Origin of the sequence: Streptomyces sp. NPDC015661, assembly GCF_043077765.1 — a bacterium.
In the GTDB taxonomy this organism is placed as follows: Bacteria; Actinomycetota; Actinomycetes; order Streptomycetales; family Streptomycetaceae; genus Streptomyces.
Genome location: NZ_JBIBST010000020.1, coordinates 82,304 through 100,332, shown reverse-complemented (window position 1 = coordinate 100,332; position 18,029 = coordinate 82,304). Strand labels below are relative to the sequence as shown.

The window sequence follows — 18,029 nt, the reverse complement described above, 5'->3', positions numbered from 1 at the left end:
ACGACGCGACGACATCCACGAAGCCTTCCTCGGCCTCGCTACCTGCCTCATCACCCACCGACACGTCCAACGCCTTTGTTAGGACCTCTAAGGCCACCCCCGCGCGAGCGGGTACAGACGTGGGCACTGACAGCCTCGAAGGGTCCAGGCCATCCGGGGACTATCCCCACGGACACGGGGAGCGAGCGATCATCGAGGCCAGCGAAATGGCCGGCCTGGGGCCATCCCCGCACAGACGGGTCACAGTCGGCAAAGCCCTCGGGACTGATCTCGCACCGGAAACCATCCCAGCGCGAGCGGGGAGCAGCCGGACTCCCCGCGCCGCTTCGTCCTGGCCGCGGGACCATCCCCACAGGCGCGGGGAGCAGGGCACGGACCGGTCCTACCCCCGCGAGCCAAACAGGAGCTGCCGCCATCTGCGCGGGCGCGGGGAGCAGAGCAGGGCCATGACCGCGTACGATCCGGCGCCGGGGCCATCCCCGCAGGCGCGGAGAGCACGCCACGTCGTTGGTGATCACGGTGAGGGTGCCGGGACCATCCCCGCGCACGCGGGAAACAGTGCTCGTTGGCGGACGATGTGCTGCGCTGGGGACCACCCCCGCGAGTACAGGGAGCAGCCCGTAGAGGTGACCAGGCGGCCGCCGTCGGACGACCAACCCCGCCGGCACGGGGAGCAGAGCTCGATCTCCCAATCCGCGCCCTTGCGCTTAGGACCATCCCAGCGCAAGCGGAGAGCAGGGGTTGGTCGACACGTTCCGCAGCAGCGTCGTGGGACCATTCCCCCTCATGCAGAGAGCAGACCAGGGCCTGGAGCAGCACGCCCATGCCCTTGGGGCCATCCCTGCAGGCGCGGGGAGCAGGGCGGGACGCAGCGTCCCGCACATGTTCCGTTGGGGCCATCCCCGCAGGCACGGGGAGCAGGGTGTCCGTGAGGGCGACCGCGGCCCGCAGCCGGGGCCATCCCCGCAGGCGCGGAGAGCAGTGATCGTCCGCCGCGATGCTGCGGGCCTGGGGAGGACCATCCCCCGCGCAGGCGGGGAGCAGTTGGCGGCGACGGCGCCGTCGGCGGTCAGGTAGGGACCATCCCCGCGGGGCGGGGAGCAGGCGGGGATCCCGACGAGGGAGGCCTGCATCCCGGGACCATCCCCACGCAGGCGGGGAGCAGGGAGCAGACAGGTGCGGCGCCACCCCGGCGACCGTCTCCCACGGAGCAGGCGACACGTGCCAGGCACCCCGCCGTAAAACCGATGGCAGGGGCGACAGGATTCGAACCTGCGACATCCGGTTTTGGAGACCGGCGCTCTGGCCAACTGAGCTACACCCCTTCGACGCACCGCCAGCATTCCACCCCAGCAGACCCCACCACCACCGATATAGAGCCCACACCCCGCAGACGACTCCCCCTACCGACCACCAGGACTGGCGATCCCGAAGGCAAGTGGACCATCCCCGCAAGCGGGAACAGAGCCGGACGACCAGCGCCGCCCCTGTGTCCCAGGGGACCATCGCACACACGGGAGCAGCTCGACGACGGCACCCTCGTGAGGGCCGGCGCGGGACCATCCATCCCCGCAGGCACGGGGAGCAGGTGGTGCGGGCTACGTTCTTCCACTGATTCAGGGGACCATCCCCGCATGGGCCGGGAGAGCAGCTTGGAGCGCACGCGCTCATGGGCCGGGGGACCATCCCCGCGAGCGCAGGGAGGAGAAATAAGCGTCCCCCACACTCACCCCCTCACAGCAGCACTCCTCACCTGGAACAACAGGCTGAGAGCCTCCCAGGCCCGAGCAACACTCACCACAACACCGACCACCGACCACCATGTCCTCTGACTGGCTTTGTACGTCAGTAGCGAGAGCGCATGGTGCTCGGGGGCGAGAGCAGCCGATTCCCCGTGCGAGTGATGTCGTCGAGTTTGAGAGCACCTGGATGCTTGCTTCGGGACCATGGCTGTGCTCTGCACGACGAAGGGGCCCGGCGTGCTGAGCTTCCCTCAGCCTTGATCTTGGACACTGAACGGTTTACCGTCGGCGGACCTACCATCTTCCCTGGAAGTGTTTCATGCCTCGCCGGTCACCGGGCGAGATCAGGGCTCAGCTCCCACGCCGGGCCAACCGAGTCAGGCATCGTCGAACCCCCGTCATTCGAGGGCTGTCCGCATCTGCGAACAGGCAGATCGCACACTTCGAGCGCATCCATGGGCTCCCAGCCGGCGAGGTCGCACACGCGTTTCGCCGATGGAGTGCCACTGCCCGCAGGCCACGAAGGGATGTCACTCCCTTCTACGGATACGACGACACCGACCTGCGGAGCGGCTACTACCACGTCCGCACGCTGCTGGAGCTCACACTCCGGCTTCTCCGCACGAAGGCACGACGCGAACTGCGTGCAGTCATCGCGCCCGTGGATGACCAGATCCTCCGGCGCACGGTCAACAACCCGTTCGAGGCCCCCGACCTTCCGTGGTGGAAGCGCCGCATCGAGCTCTGACCCACTTGATCGTCGGCCTTGCCGTTGCCGCGTGCTGCTACTTCTCAGCGACATTCCGAGGTCTCTTGAGAGCGAACCGATGCCAGGACTCACCGACATTCGCTCTCTGGTCTCACCTACGCAGCCATCTGACGTTGAACCTGGACCGATTGCCAGGGAAGTTGGACGACCACAACGTTCCTGCCATTGATCTTGGACCGATGGGTTGGGAACAGGGTGGGGGCACTGGCTCTTGCGTACGTGACCGACGCAGGTCACAAAGTGGCTGCTCAGACGGTCGCCAACTACCGGCGCCGCTACCAGGCCGACGGGGTCGTCGGGCTCGCGGACCACCGTCCGGTTCGCAAGTGAGTTTGGGTCGGTGGACGACGCCGTGGTGGCGGCCATGCGGCAGGCCAGTTCATCCTCGGCGAGCCGGTCGCCGTAAAGGCCAGACGACGTAGGGACTGTGGCGCGACCGCAGGGGTGTGATCAGAAGTCCGAGATCCCCGGGTCGTCCGCACTCGGAGCCGGCCACCGTGGACCGGGCCGGGCGGGTGGGGCCGGCCTCAGGCGCTGTGTGCGGACGCGGCGCGCGTGCTCCACCGTCACCGCTGCCGGGACACCGACGAGGAGGAGGGAGAGCCCCACCGGGATCACCCCCGTCCACAGCGTCGGTGAGACGTACGCGGTGCCGGACGTGCCGTCCACCAACCACGCACGGACCGGTTGCGAGCGGATGTCGCCCTCGACGGTGACGTCGAACGACGAGCTGCCGTCGTCTGAGGTGAAGGTGCCCGAGCAGGACGTCGACGTTCCCGCGTTGGCGACGGTGTTGTCGTACGTCCCGCAGCTGGCTTTGGTCACGGTCCCGGGCTCGCCCCACAGCGCCGCCCGTAGCTCTCCGGTGAAGTTCGTCAGCACGACGTAGGCCAGAAGCAGCCCTACCAAGCAGGCCAGCGCCAGCCACCACGCGGGTCCGTCCTGCTCCGGTTGCCCGTCCAAAACGTCCGCACCCTCGCTCATCCCCCACCCCCGGGTCGCCGACGGACCTCCATGGTGATTGCTCCGGAGCCCCCGCGAAAGCCCTTGTGCGCACCACCACCGTCCTGGCAAGTTGACGGAACGTGGTGACCTGGGCGATCCGCTGAAGCAGAGACATCACGCCGAGTGGTCCAACTTCCATGGCAAACGGTCCAGGTTCAGCGCCAGAGGACAGCCGACAACCAGGCCCTACACTCTCCGAACCGACAAAGGCCAGAACCTTCCCCGCGCAGGCGGGGAGCGGGAGCAGCCGCTGACGACGGGAACCGTCCCCGACAAGACGGGACCATCCCCGCGCAGGCGGGGAGCCAGAACGCCCCCGACGGCAACGCACGGTTCTACGGGGGGGGCCATCCCCGCGCGCGGGAGCAGCGGGGAAGCCTGATGAGGATCTTTGAAATCGGCCAGGGCTGCTCATCGCCTCACGTGCTCTGTTTTTCAACTGAGTGAGGAACGGAAACGAGCGCTCACAGGCGGGGGGGCAGGGGCCGCCGTTTGTTCAGCGTGCCTGTCGCGCCGAGCAGCCATGCCGCCTTTACGTTCCTGAGCGCTCCTTCGCTCGCTTCGTGGTGCTGCGGTGCTTCAGGCGGCGGTGTGGTGCGCTCCGACGAAGGACTGCAGGGCTTCCTGCGTATGTGGAAGGCCGAGGTCCCGCAGCCGGTCGGCGGACGAGCGGATGAGCCAGGCGTGCCGGTGGCCGGCGAGATCGCCCAACAGCTGCTGCTGCGCCGCTGTCAGGTCGGCGTAGCGGGGTGCGGGGTGCGACTGCGAAGCGGGAAAGAGCTCCTGGATCGCCCTGCGGGTGCGGGACCCGTAGTAGTCCCAGACGATGCGGGGCAGGCACACGTCGAGCGCCTCGCGCACGGCGGCCGGGTCCGAGCCGGGCGGCAGGGCGTGCAGGGTGCGCTCGATGTGGCCGTGAAGGTCGCCCTCGCAGTAGTCGGTTACGCGATCGAACGGGCTGCGGGCAGCTGCGGTGAGTTCCGTGACAGTCCGGCTGAGCAGGCCGGGGCCGACAGGGATTCCGTCGAGGACGGCGAGACGGATGAGGGCGGTGGCCGCAGCCCATCGCATCAGCGGATCTGCGGCATCCAGGTACGGGGTGATGTCCTCGGCCGTGGAGGAAGGTCCGACGAGACCGGCGGCGAGCAGTGCGGTGGCTGCGGTGACCGGGTCCTTCTCTTGTGCGGCAAGGGCGAGGAGGCGGGGCAGGGAGGTGGTGGAGAATTCGGGGAACCAGGCCAGGAGGTAGGCGATCCGGGTCCGCAGACGGGCGTCATCGTCGTCGAGTAGGACGAGAAGATCGGGGAGCTCGGCCAGGACGGCGTCGTATGACTGGAGTGCCGACCACCGGGAGTCGGGCGAGTTGCCGGCGGCCACCCAGTCCCGTATTTCCTGCAGCTGCGCGCGCTGGTCGGCATCCGTCGCGGCGGCCAGCTGCTCCTCGTACCAGGGCAGGAGATCTTCTGGGCCGACCTCCGCCGCGGCCGCACGCCATCCGGCCACGTTGATGCCGGTGGTCACGTCGTACTCGTCGTGCCAGTCCACGGCCAGGCGGGTGAGCAGCCACATCGTGTTCTCACGGGCGGCCGCGGGCCCCGCGACGGCGATCCTCGCGAGGAACGGCACGGCGACCGGAGAGGCCGAATACCGGCTGCCCTGATGAAAAATGCTGCTGAACAGGCTGCTGAACGCCTGCTTGCGCGCCTCGTCGTCGCTCCCGCACAGGGTGCGTATACGCCCTGGAACGTCATGCGCCGACTCGTAGGCGTGGGACAGGCCGGCCCAGTCCACATCGTCCAGCCCCGCCAGCAGCTTCTCGTACTCGTTGATCACCGAAGAAGGATCGCAGGAGGTACTGACACGGCCTCCGCGGCACAGCAGCAGCTGGTCCCGCCCGAGCGGCACTGGCCCGCAACTTGCTGCAGGTGGGGAATTGCGGCGAGCAGGTCTGAGGAACCTCCAAGCGGCCGGTGGGGAAATTCATGGAGGCTCGTCAACTCCCCCGCGGGCGCGGGGAGCAGAGCTCCGCCGCCGGACTGCTCGGCGGCATCCTGGGACCATCCCCCGCAGGCGCGGGGAGCAGTTCGTGGTGGCGTGGCTGGGCCTGACGGTTTGGGGACCATCCCCGCACACGCGGGGAGCAGCCCCGGCTGGGGTGAGCGTGCCGAGACGGGCAGGGCCGTCCCGCTTCCTTGGGCGAGTATGGTCGCGCATCCCCTAGCGTCGTTTGAGGGAGCCTGGCGCGCTCTCCACCGTGACCTCCGGCTCCGGCTCCAGGTGTGCGTCTTTGAGATCTGCTCCGGTCAGGTTCGCTCCGCTGAGTTTGGCGCCGATCAGGTATGCACCGTGCAAGTCCGCGTTCCTCAGATTGGCGCCCCGCAGGTCCGCGCCGCGCAGATCGGCGCCACTGAAGTCCGCCTGCTCAGCCTCTGCCTTGCTGAGGTCTGCATCACGCAGGTTGGCACCGGCCAGCTTCGCGCCGCCGAGGTCGGCGTCCCGTAGGTCGGCACCGGTCAGGACCGCACCGGTGAACACCGCCCCGGCGAGGTAGGCCATGCGCAGATCCGCACCTGGGAGGAGGGCACGCAGGAACGCGGCCTTGTAGAGCTGCGCTCCGCTCAGGTCTGATCCAGTCAGGTCAACCCCACTGAGGTTGGCTCTGACACCGCTCGGAGCGCCGCCTTGGCCACCCGTCTTGCCGGGGGTGCGGTCTTCCTGGGCCAGGTCGAGGTCACCCATGTCGGCCAGCCCCCGCAGGTTGACGTAGCGGAGCTGAAGGATCGTTCGATCACCATCGTCGACGGGGCGGTTGGCCAGCACGGTCATGGCCGCCTGGAGGTCGACTGCCAGCGGCTCAAGGGGTGGGGATGCAAGAGCGGGCTCAGCTCGCTGGACATCAGCAGCCCGGAGGCGGCCATGGGCCCGCATGTACGCGGCAAGTACCGAAAGGCCCATGGCATTGTCACGAGGCGAATCGCGCATGATGCGTTCCAGGGCGTAAATGCCACCGACCCGCACGTCCGCACTCTGCGATCCCAGGTTGGTCACGGCTGCCGTGTAGCGGCCAGTGATCTGTCCTTCCTGACTGATCCGTAGCTCTTCTCTTGCCTGCCCGACCGAGACCCAGGTGAAAAGCACCGCGATCACCGCGGCCAGACCAGGCAGGGCGCTCACCGCCAGCCCGGCTCGGCTGTGACGGCCGGCCGAACCCCATTCAGTACGACTGGCGCTGAGAGGTCGCCGACGGCGCTCGGCCGCTCGCCGCCGGACGGCGCGGTGAAGCCGTCGTACGGCACCGGACTGGGCATCGGAGGGCCTGACCACGATCACAATTTCACCGAGAGACCGCCGTGAGACCACCGAGGCGCGCTTGCCACTCCCCGAAACGGATCTCCTCGCCCCCGTCCCACACAACCGATCAAACCGAGTTCGCGGCGGTGCTGCGTGGCTACTTCGCCAACGGCGGCAGCCGCTGCTATCCGGCACGCCAACTGGCGCTACATCCCCCTCCGGCGCCTGGCCAGCGCGGCCTCCCCGGGACAACACCAGCGCGCTGCGGAGCGCGATGTCCTTTGCGCGCATGAGGAACCTATCCAGCGTGAGGCCCCCGCGTGCGGTGTCGGCCACACCACCGCCAGTGCCGGCGCCATGGCCGGAGAAGCCGCCTAGCATCGCCGCATGGCGACCTTCGTGCACCTGACACCCGCCGCGCACGCGGAACGGATCCGGCGGAGCGGGATCAAAGCGAACGGCGGGCGGACCGGGGTCTTCCTCTTCCCCGTGCTGCCCTCGTACGCGCTGACCCATCAGTGGCTGCGGGAGCTGGCCCGGCGGCCCGGGCCGCGCGGGATCGCCGCCGTGCACGTGCGGCTGCCGGACGGGGAGCCGGTGACCGTCGGGCGGTACGGGCGGGCCCACGAGGCGGTCACGGCGGCCGATGCGGTGCGCCGGATAAGGGAGTTGGGCGACGGGGCGCTGGGGTGGGAGGTGATCCTGCCCCGGGCGGTCGCGCGGAGCGAGGTCCGGCAGGTGCGGGCCGTCCGGCAGGTCAGCGGGTGGCGGTACTTCCCCGGGGCCCACGGGACCACGCCCTGCGTCTGCTGCGTCGCGCGCGGCGAGTACGGGTCCCGGCGGCTGCGGGAGCGGCGGCCGGACCCGCAGGACGGGCCCGCGCCCGCCTCCCGGGTGCTCCTGGACCGCCTGGAGCGGGCCCAGGCGCGGGCGGACACGGCCGCGCTGTGCGACACGCTCCAGTGGTACGGGCTCCGCCGGCGCGGCCCGGTGGCGCGGCTCGCGCCGCTCGCGGGGCACCCGGACGCCGACGTCAGGCGGGCGCTCGCCCGGGCCGTGGCCCGCTGGTCGACGCCCGGTGCGGACGGGCTGCTGCGGGAGCTTGCGGGCGACGCGCTGGCCGGCGTACGGCAGACCGTGGCCGAGGTCGTCGCCTACCGGCGTACCGAAGCCACCGCCGCCCTCCTCACGGCCCTCGCCCACGACCCCGCCCCCGCCGTGCGGGAAGCCTGTGTCGAGGGACTCGTCGCACGCGAGACGCCCGAGGCGGATGCCGTCCTGACGCTGCTCGCGCACGACCCGGACGGGTCCGTACGCGAGGCTGTGGCCCTGCTCACCACGGAGTGAGCACCCGGCACACCGTCGTCGGCGGGCAGCCGAAGAGCGGGGCGAGCTGCCGCATGGTGAGGTTCGTGCGGTAGTGGAGGGCCACCAGCAGTACCCGGTCCGCCAGCGGCAGGCACCACGGCCTCCCGCCACCGGGCCCGTTCCCACCCTCTTCCCGCACGGCCTTCAGCAGCCGCTCGAACTGCCGCACCGCAGACCCGTGAACGTCTCCACCCACAAGGGATCAGCCTTCAACATCCCACTCGTGCAGGGGAAATGCTTGGTGCGCAGCCTTCTGCGGAACGCTTTGGCCGTGTTTCGAAGGCGGTTCGGGTGACGGGCCCGGGCATCCGAGGCAGGGGATGCATCTTCCGAACGGACCGGCAGGACTTCATGGGCGTGGCCTGCTTGACCGGCCAGGACGCCGCTTGCAGAGTCGGAATGCGCACAGCAGCGCTGTATCCCTCTGCCGACCGGGTCCCCCGTCTATGGGTGGCGAAGGGCCCTGACATCCAGGAGCGACTGGTCCGATGGTCCTCGACCTGGTGGTGATCGGTACGGCCATTACCCTGGGGCCCTTGCACAACAGCGCCTTCATCCTGCTGCTCTCCACGCGGCGCGGCGTCCGCCAGGGTCTGGCCTTCCTGTTCTCGTGGCTGGCCAACCTGATGACGGTGATCGCTGTCGTGGTGCTGCTCACCGGCGGTCGGCCCCCGGCCCGTCACAGTGCGCCCTCGACCGCCGTGATCGTCGCGAAACTCGCCATCGGTCTGTCACTGGTGCTGTTCGGCGTGTACCGGCGGCGGCGGCCGCCCCGCCCGCACGGCCCGCCACGCTGGGCCGCCCGCATCGACAACGCCTCCCCGGTCACGGCGGCCGGTCTGGCATGGCTGCTGCAGCCCTGGGCGCTGGTCGGCGCCGGTGCCGCCACGGCCGTCGACGCGAACCTCTCCACCCTCGCCGACTGGCTCGCGCTGACCGGATACTGCCTGCTGGCCACGCTCAGCCTCATCGTCATGGAGATGTACGTGGTGTGGGCGCCCGCGGTTGCGAACGCCCGCCTGAACGCCCTGCGGAACTGGTTGGGGCAGCACCAGGAGCAGCTGATCGTCACCCTTGCCCTGGTCGCCGGCCTGTGGCTGTCGGCCCGGAGCATCTACGAGCTGGTCGCGTGAGGCTGGAGGGCCCAGTGGCGATCGCTGCCGCCGTCCGGGTCTCCGGTCCACTCCGCCCCCTGCTCGTCCGTGAGATCTCCGCGGCCCATGAACGTGATCATTCACAGCTCGGGATCCACTTTCGGCCGGCTTTGTACGCGAGGAGAACGGGAGTCGTCTGTCTGACGGCTTCGGGCGGTCATGGTTCGGGCACGTTGCTTGATCAATGTCGATGAGTTCGGGAGTCACCCGCCTTCCCGGTAGCCGCGGGCAGCTCGTGGTTCCGGACCTGTTCGTGGGTCGGCAGGGCGCGCGTTCCACGTGGCTCCAGCGGTCCGTGAGGATCCGGCTTTTCACTCGGCTTTCCTCGCCTTCCTCCGCTTGGGGCACTTCTTGGCGCGGATGCTTCGTGTGCAGACCCGCGTCCAGCAGCATGACTACGTGAGGCATACGGGTGGTGGGGACGAAGCTGCTCCAACGTTCGACGCGATTCAGGCCAGCGTGGGCAAGCGGCTGGACGACGTAGCCAAGATCCTCGCCGGCGCCCTGGTCACGGTGGCCGGAGTCATGACCGCTCTTGGGCTGACGAGCGATCTCGTCTTCGTGGCGCTCAACAACGAGTCCTGGCCCATCTACGTTGCCTCTCTCTGCGCCATCCTTGCGATCGTCTGCAGCATCGTGGCGTTGCTCATCCACCCGACCAAGAGGGGCAACGTGTGGGAGACCGTCGTCCTGGTGGTCGGTGTGATCCTCTACATGGTCGCCCTGAGCGTGGCGGTCGTCGGCGCGGCCAAGGCAGCGGGCGGAAACGGCCGGCCGACGATCAGCAACGTCACACTCGAAGGGCCGAGGTCCAGCCTCAAGCTGAGCTTTGGCGTACGGGCGGACGGCGTCGAGACGTCGGCAAGTGTCGGCGTGTACGTCGCCGCCGTCGACGCGGACGGCAATCCCCTCAACGGCCCGAATCTCTACGAAAGCAGCCTGAGGCCTGACGACAAGGGGAGGGTCGTACAGAACGTCAGCATGCCGATCTCGCCCGCACGAGACGTCCGGGGCCTCGAAATCGTCGCGATCAACGCCGGCGGTTCCGATGAATGCGAGGCCCGGGCGGTGCACGGAGCCGCGTGCACGACAGTCCGACTTCCTTGACCACTGCCTTGCATGAACAGCGCTGTCACAGACTCACCGTGAGCCAGACCCCGTGGGTGGGGATATCCACTGAGCAGGTGCGGGGGTCACGTCCGAGCGGGGGTGGGCGTACTCAGTAAAGAGCGCCATCAGCAGCACAGCCGGGCGCGGGTCGCGGGTCGGGCGCTCGCGTACGGCCCGTGCGTAACTCTGGCTGCCGAAGTCCCGGACGACGAGTACGGGACACCCCGTATGCTGCGGCCGGCCGGTCAGCTGCGGCCTCAGGATGTCTTTCTCGCAGGTCACGTACAGCGCCGTCGTGTGGCCGGTGGTCCGGTCCCCAGGGCGTACCGGTCCGGCGCAGCCCGGAGGAACGCCCCGGCGTCCGGCCAGGCTGGAGAGTGCTCGGGGGTGAAGTCGCCGATCGGCCGGCGCGTGGCCGGTTGGAGTCCTCATCAGCGGTGGGGGCCTGCTCCCCTGCCCTGATCGGGCTGCGTCGTGTGCTGCTGCTGACGGGCTGCGTGGGGCAGTTGCTGAGCGTAGGGGTTGGTGCCGCGGTCTCGCCGGTGAACTGTCTGTGGAGGAGTAGGCGCGGGGAGTTGGCACGGGGAGTCGGCGTCCCTGAGCTGGCGGGCCATTCGCTCGATCGGCCCGGCTCCTGGTCAGCCTTGCCGGGGTTCATTTCGAGGTACGCCCAGGATGCTGTTGAGGGCGCCACAGCGGTCGTCACACGCTTGCACGCCGCTGGGAGCGTCCGCCTCCTACGGTGACGCCGGAACCGGCCTCGGTCCTTCGGTCCCCTTCGGATCAAAGACGCAGGGGAGCGGAAGAACCTTGGATTCAAAGGTTTGAGGTGGGGTGTTCCAGGAGGGTCGCGACTGGAAGACACGTGAGGTTTGCGGCGGTGTGCGGTGTTGTCATGTCGGGGTGCCCGGAAAAGGCCGCCCGGGGCCGACTCGTCTGAGGGCCGGCCCCGGGCGGTGTGTGGTGGTGCACTCGAGCGGGTCAGAGTGACGGCCCGGTTCCAAGGCTTCCGGTACTGATGGCTCCCTGCAGGACGTGGACGATGTCCTCGGGCTTGAGGTCAATGCCGTCGAGCCCCTCCATGGTCAGCGGGACCTCCTCCAGCGCGTACTCGCCGCGGCCCTCGGCGCTGAACTCAGGTCCGGTGCGGTCGTCGAAGGACCAGGTCGAGATGCGGGCGAGATAGAAGAGCTGGCGCTCGCCTTCGGACTCCATCGTGTGGAGGAGGCGGATGATGTCGGCCTTTCCCGCGATCTCCTCGTGGATCTCCCGGTGGAGGGCGGCCTCGCGGGAGGCGTCGCCGGGTTCGACACCGCCGCCGGGCAGGACCCAGTACTCCGGGATGCCGGGCCTGGTGCGGCGGATGACCAGCGTCCTGTCGTCAGGGGTGACGAGGACAGCTCGGACTCGTTCGATCATTTCGGTTCGTCTCCTTGCTTGTTGACGGTCTCAGTGGAGCAGCCGGCCTGCCGTCGACGTGAACGGACTGCCCCGTGACGAACGAGGCGGAAGGTCCCGCAAGGAACGCCACCAGGGCCGCGGCGCCCTCGGGCCGGCCCGAGGCGCGGGACGCACCGGCGCCTGATCTGGTCCTCCGGCCGCGCACGGTGCCGGGCGGGGAACACATTCTCCGCCTCGACCTGGATAGCCCCTGGCATCACCGTGTTGACGCAGGATCCCGTACGGGCCCAGTTCACGGGCGAGGAAGCGGGTCAGGCCCAGCAGCCCGGCCTTCGCAGTGCTGTACGCGACGAGGTTCGTCCGGCCGGCACGGGCGTTGACGCTGCCGATGTTCACGATCCGGCCCCAGCGGCGCTCGGCCACGCCGGGCGTGAACCACACGGCCTCGACCGCCGCCGCACCCGCGCCATCGTCCTCAACCACCGCCGCACCCGCACCCGCACCCGCACCCGCACCATCGTCCTCGCCGACCTCAAAGCCGTACGCCTGCGCCAAGGCGACATCGAAGGCGCGCACTGGCTACCTGGCGCGACTTCCTCCACTGCGCCGACAGCATCCGCTCCGTGAAGGTCCAGGCCGCACTCCAGGACATGCGCGTCCGCCTACGCCGATACAGCGGTCTCCCGGAGGCCCAAGAGCCCGCGAGAGGGCGATCCGCACTTCGGAATGACCAGGCATGCGGCCGTTCCACACTGCGCACCCGTACATCGATCCGGCTTCTCATCACCCCCGACCACCTGCTGCTCGTGCCCCACACCCTCCGCCCACGTATCCATGCCCTGCCCGACGCCCGCGTTGAGGACCTCGCGTACGACAACCGTCACCATGTACTGCTGCTGGAGCGAGAAGGGCCTGCGTTCGGCCGGGGAGCAGGTGCGGGTGATTCCTTCAGAAGCCCGGGAGGGGCTGTGAGCGTCGGCGGAGCGAGGCTTGGAACGGCACCGTGCAGGACGCTTGTGGCGTGGGCCGGGCCGGCCAGCAGGTCGAGGGGGGCGAGGCGGTAGTGGGCGGCGAGCAGGTCGAGGTCTTCCAGCGACCAGTATGCGCTGCCGGACCGTCTGCGTGACACCAGCGCCTGGGAGAGGCCGAGCCCGGCAGCCAGATCCTCCTGCCTCTCCCCCACCGTCGACATCAGCACCGCCACTGCGAGCCTGACAACCTCTTCCGCACTCAACACGCATGGCAGTGCCGCATCAGAAATGCATAATCTGCATAGATTCGTGAGCGTGTGGGCTTTCCTGCCAGAGCCGGTGCGCCGGCTCTGGCAAGCTCGACAGATCGACAGATCGACAGATCGACAGATCGGCAGATCGGCAGATCGGCAGATCGGCAGAACCACCACGAACCGTGTCCGCGGCAAACGGAAAACGCGCCGGAGCCGGTTCCCCGAACAGAGCCACAGGTGACCTCGTCCACGCGAGGGCATGCCAGCTGGGGAACGTCACGTAACTCCCCAGCTGCGGCGTCAACTTCCCCACACGTATGTTCGAGCCGGATCGGCCGTCCCCATCGGGCTCTGGGTGGGCAGAGGTCAGTCCCACCAGCCGTCGCCGGCGTGCCAGCGTTGCACCCATTCCAGGAAACCGACCCCCTCCGGCACAGGGTAGGGGTAGGCACCGACTTCAGTGAGCAGCCAGACCTTGCCTCGCTGAGGCCCGGTCACGACCAGGACCCAGCAGGAAAGCCCGTCGTCGGTGCCGAGCACGACGGAGCCGTGGGTGTAGACGTCGGCGACGCGCTCGTGATGGCCGTCGGCGAGGGGTTCGCCTTCCCAGGCCCAGGCCTCCTGGAGTGGGAAGGGGACGGCGGGAGTGCGGTCGGTGCCGAATGGCCAGGCCGGCGGGAGCCAGCCCAGAGGTAGGAGGCCGCCATCCTCCGGCGGTCCGAGGGACGACCCGTTGGCGATCTCGGAGATAAGAGTCCGGTACGGCTCCGGAAGCACGACCCCGTGCTCGGATTCCCACGCCGAGACGCCCTCGTGCCCCAGTGCCGGTTCGCGCCACTCTGCCTCAATGGCCGAGCGCAGGAACTCCAGGGTGCCCTTGGCAAGGCACTGATCAGGTGATGTGGCTGTCACAGCAGCATGCTTGCAGACGGGATCGACAGGGCCGCTGCAAGGCCATCGGACTCGAACGTCTAGGCGGGGAAGTTGACCGTGCTACTGAGGAATTACGTGAACGTCGACATCAGCGGGCCGGGATCGGCTGAGTGAGGTTCACCGCCTTGCCGTCGGGGTCCTGGATGTGGGCGACGCGCTGTCCCCATGGCATGTCGTTGGGACCGCTGCGGACCGAGCCGCCCAGCGCCTCCACCCGGCCGAGCGTCTCGTCGACATCGTCGACACCGATGCTGAGCAGGATCCGCGACGCTGCCCCGGTCTCCGAGTTCGCCTTGGCCACCAGCCCGAGATCGGTATCGCCGATACGCAAGCCGAGGTAGAAGGCTGGGCCCTCCGCCGGCACCCGGAAAATCTCCACAGCGCCGAACCGATTCGTATAGAAGCCGAGCAGAACGTCCTGGTCGGCAGTCAGGATCACTGGCTGGATGGTGGACATGGCACTCCTGTCGGGAACGGTCGTGTCGCTGGACAGACCGTCCGAGGGCGGTGAACTCATCGGTAAGACCGCCCCGCCAGACGATCCACAACGCAGACTGCCGCCCAGCACCAGCACCAGCACCAGCACCAGCACCAGCACCAGCACCCGAAACGAAGACACACCACCTCCCCGACCAGCAACTCCAAGAAGGCGCAGCTTCACTACCGCCGCTGCCCGGCCGGGACCGGACCGACAGGCCATCCCCGCGGGCGGGGAGCAGCATGGTAAGGGCGGTGGCAAGCACGCCCCAGACATGGTCAGTACACCAGCAGCACTCACCACAACCCCGCACAACACAGCGACCCAAGCGACCGGAACACAGACCAACCCCGCACGGGCAGGGAGCAGGTCGTGTGGGTCGAGACGATGGTCAGCTCGGGACCATCCCCCCAGGCGCGGGGAGCGGTGGGTCAACGTTCACCAAGCTGAAGTACCGCGCGGGACCATCCCCGCGTGAGCGGGGAGCAGCATGGTGAGTGCGGTGGTGAGCGGCATGGTGAGTCCGGCACCAACTCACTCACCACGACTGACTAGTCGCGCAGCAGCCAACGTTTGCCCTGCCTGTACGGTCAGGGCATGGATGCCAGTCGCCAGCCGACTCTTGATGAGATCGAAGTCCGCTTCGTAGCCATTGTCGAAGGTCGGTTGACCCGGGACGAGGTCGACCGCTGGGCCGGGCGATGGGTGTCTGACGGCGGGCTCGATTGGGACGACGTCTCCTGGTGGGCGCTGAGCCTCCTCCATGGAATCGATCTTCCGGTGGACGAGAGCGGCGGCTACCTGCACGACGACGAGCAGGTGAGCGAATGGCTTGCCGAGCTGAAGAATCGCCGGACGATGTGAACGCGGTCGAAGCCGTTGATGTTCACGAGAAATATCGGCACTGCCGGCTTCGTCGGTGTAACGCGAGAACGGTTGATGCCGAGTTCAGGCAACAGGTGTTGATCGAGCGGGTCCAGAATGTTGTCGGGTTCCGAGCACGGCTCGCCGGGAAACGGCGTTGTCAGTGGGTTCTGCCAGGGTGTGCTTCGTGGATGAACTGGTGGAGCGTGTCGACTGTCAAGATCGTGCCCTGGGGGTGGTCCCCCGTCGGCAGGCCATCCAGGAGGGTTGGCTGCATCGCATCGCCTCGACACTGTGTCGTGATGAGCGTGGCCGGATCCTCGTCCATCGCCGGTCGGAGCAGCTGTCGCGCTTCCCCGGGTTCTATGAGGTCATGGTCGGTGGCGCCGTGGATGCCGGCGAATCCTATGAACAGGCTGCCGCGCGGGAGCTTGCCGAAGAGCTGGGCATCCATGGCCTGCCACGCTTGCTGTTCACCTTCATCAACCGCGTCGGCTTGAGCCCTCACTGGCTCGGCGTACATGAAGCTGTGGTTCCGGACGCTGTGACCCCCGATCCCGATGAGGTCGCCTGGCATGGCTGGCTGACCGAGCCGGAGCTTCACTCGGCCCTGTTGGAGTGGCGCTTCACTCCCGACAGCCACGAAGCCTTCAGCCGGTATCTCGCGTTCCGGACCGCGCAGTCCTGACCCTTCTCGCCTCTTCGACCGGGCCCCTCAGCCCAGGGAATGCTGTTCGACCCGCGCGCGAGCGGTCGCGAGGCGGTAGGAGTCGGCGCCGGTCTCGATGCGGGCCCAGGTGCGTGACTCGTCGGGCGGGATTTTCCCGTCCGGGACGGGGACGTGGACGGGGTGGCCCGACTGTGGGGCAACCCGGCGATGACATTCAGGCCGAGGACGGACCCGTGCCCGACGCCGGCCCGGCACCGCATCCCGTACGTCTTGCCGGCGGAGGGCGCAATGGCGGCGCCGGAGCCGGTCGTCGTCCACCTATGCATGCCGGAGCTGTGGCAGCAGGTCTGCGAATCCCCGCGGGAGATGTTTGAGGCCCCGCCGATCTTCTGCCACTGCGAGTATCACGCCCGGTGCCCCGACCTCGCCGCCGATTTCCGCAAGGCCGCAGGATCGTTGAGCCAGGCATGAGTGCTTCGACGGGCTGCTTCGCTGCTCCCCTCGACGCCGCAGACGCGATCGTGGACGATCCTGCGCGGCCGCCCGACTGCCAAGGATGCCCGCCGCCGGGATGACGGGGATTCCTGAAAACGGCTCTGCCCGGAGTTCCGTGAAGGGTGAGGCGGTCGGAGTGGAGGTGGCGGGGGTCCGGCGACCCCGCTTGGCAGGTCGCTACCCTGCAGCCACGACCGGGCCCGCTGTGACCTGAGGACCGTTGGGGAGCAGCGGCGCGAGGTTGTTCCTCACGAATTCCGCCGCCCGTTCGATCGATTCCTCGGCACCCGTTTGGTCCTCAAAAACGCTGGTAGAGACCATCACTCCGTCCCCGGCGTCCACCCAGTAGTACGCCACGAAGCCGGGGACCCGGCGCAGGAGAGGCACGAATCCCTCGTCCACCCGGCGTCCTGCCTCGGCAGAGTCCGTCACTCCCTCGTAGCGCCGAATCACTGCGTACATAGCTGATCTCCTCATGAGTCCCAAGGTCACCTTGCGCGAAACGACATACCCCCACCGAGCGTCTCTCGCCCGGGTGAGGACCGGAGGTGACCTGGATAGGCGTACCGGTACCCCGAATCAGGCATCAGCTGTGGCCAGGGTCCCGGCCGGCCGGGATCTCACGGACGTCCGGTCACAGCCCCGGATTCCGGCTCTGACCGGAGTTCCGTGAACGACCCCGGGCGCTGGTGCCGACCGCTATGGCCGCACGTCGTCACGCGTGTTCGTCTGCGGGGGCAGTGACGGCACGATCGGAGTCGTGGGTCAGGAGTTCCAGCACGAGGGTCACGGCTTCTGCGGCGGTGCCGACCTCGCCGATCACGCGGAGGAAGAGCGTCGGCGAACCATGAAGCGTCCGTTGTACAGGGGCTCGATCGATCCTGCCTGCCTGCTCCAGGGGTGGTCGGTGGAGCTGCTGAAGAGCAGGGCGAAGCGGCTGGTGAACGGATACAGGCGCCGGATTCGTGGTGAGGCGGCAGCAGCCCCCAGCAGCGGCACGATGCCCGCACAGGGGGCCCGGGCGAGCGGACCTGATGCACTGCCTACGTCCATCGCCGGCTGAGTCGCAGGGGACTCCCGGCGGGCCTCGACGGCCCCGGTCAGCCCCCGACTGCGTGCTGCGGCCATGTCCGGGCGGAGCACGTCTTGGAGGCAGCAGCAGCTGTCGGCAGAAGGACTCTTCGGTCGCGTCCACTGCCTGGCTTTGTTGGTGAGTGACGAGAGCAGTGCTCTGGCAACGGAGATCACGACCAGGTAAGGACGCGTATCCGGAGAAGCCGGAATGACGCTCGGCCCATACATGGCACTCTCGACCGCTTCCATGCGGCTGACGATGCCCCCGACCTGCCCGCAGCTCCCTACCAGGGCCAGCCCGGCAATGACGACAGCAACGTCCCGCCGGAAGAAGCCAACGCAGCAACACACCCGCGCGAGGCCATCCCCACACAAGCGGGCAACAGCCGGAGCGTCCCCCATCTCTCCTCTCCGTGGACGGACGATCCCCGCGCCAGCGGGAAACAGTCC

At 68.5% G+C, this 18,029-nt stretch carries 14 protein-coding genes, 1 tRNA gene and 1 pseudogene; 5 read left to right on the top strand and 11 right to left on the bottom strand.

Going from position 1 to position 18,029, the window contains the following annotated elements; genetic code table 11:
- Positions 1–1,248 precede the first annotated feature (1,248 nt).
- The 4 genes from ACF07V_RS36885 to ACF07V_RS36870 form a co-directional block, all read right to left on the bottom strand.
- A tRNA-Trp gene (locus ACF07V_RS36885) sits at positions 1,249–1,325 on the bottom strand.
- Between the two features lie 1,636 nt (positions 1,326–2,961).
- Positions 2,962–3,474 (bottom strand): hypothetical protein, encoded by a 513-nt coding sequence (locus tag ACF07V_RS36880; protein ID WP_392160230.1) that lies wholly within the window; start codon positions 3,472–3,474, stop codon positions 2,962–2,964.
- 621 nt (positions 3,475–4,095) lie between these two features.
- Positions 4,096–5,349, bottom strand: a complete 1,254-nt coding sequence (locus tag ACF07V_RS36875; RefSeq protein WP_392160229.1) for a hypothetical protein — start codon at positions 5,347–5,349, stop codon at positions 4,096–4,098.
- Between the two features lie 384 nt (positions 5,350–5,733).
- On the bottom strand, positions 5,734–6,690 hold the full coding sequence (locus ACF07V_RS36870; RefSeq protein ID WP_392160228.1) for a pentapeptide repeat-containing protein: 957 nt from the start codon (positions 6,688–6,690) through the stop codon (positions 5,734–5,736).
- 504 nt (positions 6,691–7,194) lie between these two features.
- On the opposite strand from ACF07V_RS36870, the gene ACF07V_RS36865 reads away from it, so the two are divergent.
- On the top strand, positions 7,195–8,154 hold the full coding sequence (locus ACF07V_RS36865) for a HEAT repeat domain-containing protein (protein WP_392160226.1): 960 nt from the start codon (positions 7,195–7,197) through the stop codon (positions 8,152–8,154).
- Here ACF07V_RS36865 and ACF07V_RS36860 read toward each other — a convergent pair.
- Positions 8,153–8,391 (bottom strand): annotated as a pseudogene (locus ACF07V_RS36860) (transposase family protein); the annotation flags it as partial. The gene ACF07V_RS36865 and the pseudogene ACF07V_RS36860 overlap by 2 nt on opposite strands.
- Positions 8,392–8,663: 272 nt before the next feature.
- Here ACF07V_RS36860 and ACF07V_RS36855 point away from each other — a divergent pair.
- A complete protein-coding gene (locus ACF07V_RS36855; protein ID WP_392160224.1) occupies positions 8,664–9,308 on the top strand; it encodes a GAP family protein in 645 nt (214 codons plus the stop codon).
- A gap of 390 nt (positions 9,309–9,698) precedes the next feature.
- Positions 9,699–10,436 carry a hypothetical protein gene (locus ACF07V_RS36850; RefSeq protein WP_392160223.1) on the top strand — a complete coding sequence of 246 codons (738 nt, stop codon included), beginning with the start codon at positions 9,699–9,701 and terminating at the stop codon, positions 10,434–10,436.
- Positions 10,437–11,420: 984 nt separating this feature from the next.
- Here the strand turns inward: ACF07V_RS36850 and ACF07V_RS36845 are convergent.
- The 4 genes from ACF07V_RS36845 to ACF07V_RS36830 form a co-directional block, all read right to left on the bottom strand.
- Positions 11,421–11,858: an NUDIX domain-containing protein gene (locus tag ACF07V_RS36845; protein ID WP_392160221.1), complete on the bottom strand. Its 438-nt coding sequence runs from the start codon at positions 11,856–11,858 to the stop codon at positions 11,421–11,423.
- 30 nt (positions 11,859–11,888) lie between these two features.
- Positions 11,889–12,236: an SDR family NAD(P)-dependent oxidoreductase gene (locus ACF07V_RS36840; protein WP_392160242.1), complete on the bottom strand. Its 348-nt coding sequence runs from the start codon at positions 12,234–12,236 to the stop codon at positions 11,889–11,891.
- Between the two features lie 1,195 nt (positions 12,237–13,431).
- Positions 13,432–13,977: an SMI1/KNR4 family protein gene (locus tag ACF07V_RS36835; protein ID WP_392160220.1), complete on the bottom strand. Its 546-nt coding sequence runs from the start codon at positions 13,975–13,977 to the stop codon at positions 13,432–13,434.
- Between the two features lie 109 nt (positions 13,978–14,086).
- Positions 14,087–14,455 carry a VOC family protein gene (locus ACF07V_RS36830; protein WP_392160240.1) on the bottom strand — a complete coding sequence of 123 codons (369 nt, stop codon included), beginning with the start codon at positions 14,453–14,455 and terminating at the stop codon, positions 14,087–14,089.
- A 618-nt stretch (positions 14,456–15,073) separates the two neighbouring features.
- Here ACF07V_RS36830 and ACF07V_RS36825 point away from each other — a divergent pair.
- Entirely contained in the window at positions 15,074–15,340 is a 267-nt protein-coding gene (locus ACF07V_RS36825) for a hypothetical protein (protein WP_392160218.1), read from the top strand.
- Positions 15,341–15,527: 187 nt separating this feature from the next.
- A complete protein-coding gene (locus tag ACF07V_RS36820; protein ID WP_392160216.1) occupies positions 15,528–16,028 on the top strand; it encodes an NUDIX hydrolase in 501 nt (166 codons plus the stop codon).
- Positions 16,029–16,682: 654 nt separating this feature from the next.
- On the opposite strand, the gene ACF07V_RS36815 is transcribed toward ACF07V_RS36820, so the two are convergent.
- Positions 16,683–16,967, bottom strand: coding sequence for a hypothetical protein (locus ACF07V_RS36815; RefSeq protein ID WP_392160215.1), 285 nt, complete (start codon positions 16,965–16,967; stop codon positions 16,683–16,685).
- Between the two features lie 357 nt (positions 16,968–17,324).
- On the bottom strand, positions 17,325–17,558 hold the full coding sequence (locus tag ACF07V_RS36810; protein WP_392160238.1) for a DUF6193 family natural product biosynthesis protein: 234 nt from the start codon (positions 17,556–17,558) through the stop codon (positions 17,325–17,327).
- Positions 17,559–18,029 lie beyond the last annotated feature (471 nt).